Raw genomic sequence first — 2966 nt, forward strand, 5'->3', positions numbered from 1 at the left:
TGGACCATCGGGGAACCGGGCCTGAGGTTCGGCGAACTCTACCGCATCGAAGCAGAGCTACGCGGTCTCGACGCCCACGCTCGCCTCGCTGGGAGGCAGGCTCGGTCCGCGCCATTGGTCGGAGACATGCGGACCTGGCTCACGCATCATCGCGCCCGCGTCGCTGGCAAGTCGCCGCTCGGCGAAGCGCTCGCGTATGTCGCCAAATACTGGGACGGCCTATGTGTATTCCTGACCGACGGTCGTATCGAGATCGACAATAACACCGTCGAGAGAACCATCCGGCCAATAGCCCTGAACCGTAAGAATGCTCTCTTCGCCGGGCATGACGCCGGAGCACAAAACTGGGCGACCATCGCCTCCCTGATAGAAACCTGCAAGCTCAATGCCGTTGACCCGTTGGCCTATCTGACCGCGACGCTCACCGCCATCGTCAATGGCCACAAGCAAACCCGGATCGGGGAACTATTGCCATGGAATTGGGCGAACAAAGCAGCTTAAATTTAGCGGCCTTTTTGGTTTGAAGGACCAAATCCATCGGCTCTCCGACGCTCAACGCCGGGGTCATGAGGCCGAACACTTATGGTGTGTACGCTCCGATAAGTCTTACCGAGATCGGAGACAATTTCGATTTCGCACTTCGCTTCGGCGGGTGCAATGATGGAGACCTTGATGGCTCCATCCGCGAGCCACGCTTGCGGCATCGCATTTGCCTCCATCATTCGCAAAACCGCCCCCTGGTAATATTCTTCTGACACGGCAAAGGCACGGTGATCAGAAACCTCAGTCGAGTGTGTCAGCTTGAGTTGGAGCTGGCTTTCGCCGAGACGGTCGAGTGCCAAAACGTATTGCCCTAGAGCCCAATAACCTTCGAGATCGTTATAGCGGCTAATGAATGATCCGAGAATGTCGTGGCAAATCCCTTGGAACTGCTTTCTCCTGGACATCTGGAACCAAGCTCCTTCGCAACCAATCAGAGAATGTCGATCACTCCCGATAGCAGCGACTTTCACTTAATGGCAAAGCTTTTCGATCCAGCCGAAGGTCAAAGGAAGGCTTGCCCCAAAAACGATAGGAACGGACAACGTGGGGCGGGAACATCGGTTACGGTGCAACTCGCAAACCTGACGGTAGATTTCCAACGCGTCGGGTAGCAGGCACTCAAATGCCGGGCTACCCTCCCGACTATTCATAGGTTGTCGGAAAAACGAGTTAAGAGTGATAGCAATGTCCGATTTCCTGCAGCTCGCGACGAATAAAAAACCAGAAGAACGCCTTACCCTTGACGATGTGATCCGATGGGCAGGTGCTTTAAATAACTGGGATTTCTACAACGCTGCGGCTCTGGAAATCGCGACGGCCTACCATCGAGGTGAGCTGAGCTACACCTTCTGTGACAGCGTGATGAACGATTTGTGGGGTGCGGTTCAAGAAGGTTTCGGGCCGGGTGCCAACAAGGTTCCTGAGCCATTCTTTGAAATCTACGAAGCATTCGACGCGGGTGAATTTCATCGTAGACAGGATAAGAGCGATAACCCCGTAGCCGACTTTACTGATCCGCTCATTTCGGCATTGGTGATCCGTCTTGGACTCTAACGAGTAGAAATTCGGCTGTTAGCGCATATTTGCCGCGCCTACCGGCTGCATACTTCAATCACGGAATCTGAGAGTTACTGACGACGTGGGAACGGCACACCGCTTACGCATAGACGGCGGTCATTGACGACGAAAGCCCCGCTGCCGGCTGACAAACTGGCGCGGGGCTCTCTGGCGCTGGGGTCGGGAATCGGGTGGCCGTCCCGTAAAATGAAACAGACAATGGCCTCCTCACAGAGGAGCTAAGCCATGTCATCCCTTCTCGCGTTCAATAGTATTGCCGCCGATCGAGGCGATGGATTGCGTCCAGAACTTGTTGAAGCGCTGCGCCGCACTGACGACTGCCCCAGAGGCAGGCTCCCGACAGGACTTGAACCTGCTTCCTCCACCAACTCAGTGTCGACGGCGCTCTATCCAGCTGAAGCTACGGTAGCCTGTTTGCCCTCTGAGATGTGAGAACCCCGCGCATAGACGGCGGTCCTTGACGACGATCACCCCGCTGCCGGGTGACAAACCGGGCGAGTTGGGCGTACCCTTCGATAGTGGGCTGAAAGCGGTATTGCTCGTCCATCAACCAGAGGAGTTTAGGGGCGATGGCTAAAGGTCAGGTTCGAAGCAACAAAGAGGTTCGCAAGCCGAAGAAGGACAAGGTCGAGAAATCGGCGGCGCCAGCCCTCGGCTCGCAGGTAAAGAATAGCGAGAGCGCGCTCAACAAAAAGAAGTGACCCTGCTCGGGTGACAAACCGGTACGGGGCGGCCACGGCCGCGCTTGCCAGGTAGGAAAAGCCGCCCGGTGACAAATCGGGCGGCTGCGATTAGTACAGTCTGGGTGCGAGCCGCACACGGCAGATCTCATGCCGCTGATGTCCAGATCCGCTTCGACCCGCGCTGCCCGCAATGGCAGCTGCCGCTATTCGTCTTCAGCATCCCTTCCTCCCTGCCCTCGTTGTCGGCCCGGCTATGCCAGCGGCGCGATTGAAAATCTGCGCCGTCACAATCACCGATCGGAAATCGGGTGGGCGCTGCCCCGCGCCGGCAGTAGTCAGGGCGCCTCAATCAAGAGAAGGGAAAAGTCCATGACCATGCTGCAAGACAAGATCGTGATCGTCACCGGCGCTTCCTCCGGTATCGGCCGCGCCGTCGCCAGGCTCTTTGCCGCCGAGGGTGCAAAGATCGTCGCCAACGCCCGCGGCGAAGAACAGCTCGACGCCGTCGTCGAAGCGATCCGCGAGGACGGCGGCGAAGCGATCGCGGTCGGCGGTGACGTCACCGCGGAAGAAACCCATATCCGGCTGGTGGAAGCGGCGCTCAACCATTTCGGCGGTCTCGACATCGCCGTCAACAATGCCGGTGCGGTCAACGTCATGAAG

5 protein-coding genes and 1 tRNA gene are annotated in these 2966 nt (G+C 57.7%); 4 read left to right on the forward strand and 2 right to left on the reverse strand.

Annotated features, from left to right (window positions below; translation table 11 throughout):
- Positions 1–501 (forward strand): transposase (locus I8N66_RS36925; RefSeq protein WP_291165464.1); only part of this gene is annotated, 501 nt, incomplete at its 5' end.
- A 2-nt stretch (positions 502–503) separates the two neighbouring features.
- Here I8N66_RS36925 and I8N66_RS36930 read toward each other — a convergent pair.
- Positions 504–947 carry a hypothetical protein gene (locus I8N66_RS36930; RefSeq protein WP_291165466.1) on the reverse strand — a complete coding sequence of 148 codons (444 nt, stop codon included), beginning with the start codon at positions 945–947 and terminating at the stop codon, positions 504–506.
- A gap of 280 nt (positions 948–1227) precedes the next feature.
- Between I8N66_RS36930 and I8N66_RS36935 the strand changes: the two genes are divergently transcribed.
- Positions 1228–1596: a hypothetical protein gene (locus I8N66_RS36935; RefSeq protein WP_291165467.1), complete on the forward strand. Its 369-nt coding sequence runs from the start codon at positions 1228–1230 to the stop codon at positions 1594–1596.
- 354 nt (positions 1597–1950) lie between these two features.
- Here the strand turns inward: I8N66_RS36935 and I8N66_RS36940 are convergent.
- Positions 1951–2031 (reverse strand) — tRNA-Gln (locus I8N66_RS36940).
- Positions 2032–2189: 158 nt separating this feature from the next.
- On the opposite strand from I8N66_RS36940, the gene I8N66_RS36945 reads away from it, so the two are divergent.
- Both I8N66_RS36945 and I8N66_RS36950 read left to right on the forward strand, forming a co-directional pair.
- Complete coding sequence (locus I8N66_RS36945; protein WP_256364293.1) at positions 2190–2321, forward strand: hypothetical protein; 132 nt, start codon at positions 2190–2192, stop codon at positions 2319–2321.
- 351 nt (positions 2322–2672) lie between these two features.
- Positions 2673–2966: SDR family NAD(P)-dependent oxidoreductase (locus I8N66_RS36950; protein WP_291165469.1), on the forward strand; the 294-nt coding region annotated here is incomplete at its 3' end.

Source organism: Ensifer sp. SSB1 (assembly GCF_016652895.1).
Lineage (GTDB): Bacteria > Pseudomonadota > Alphaproteobacteria > Rhizobiales > Rhizobiaceae > Ensifer.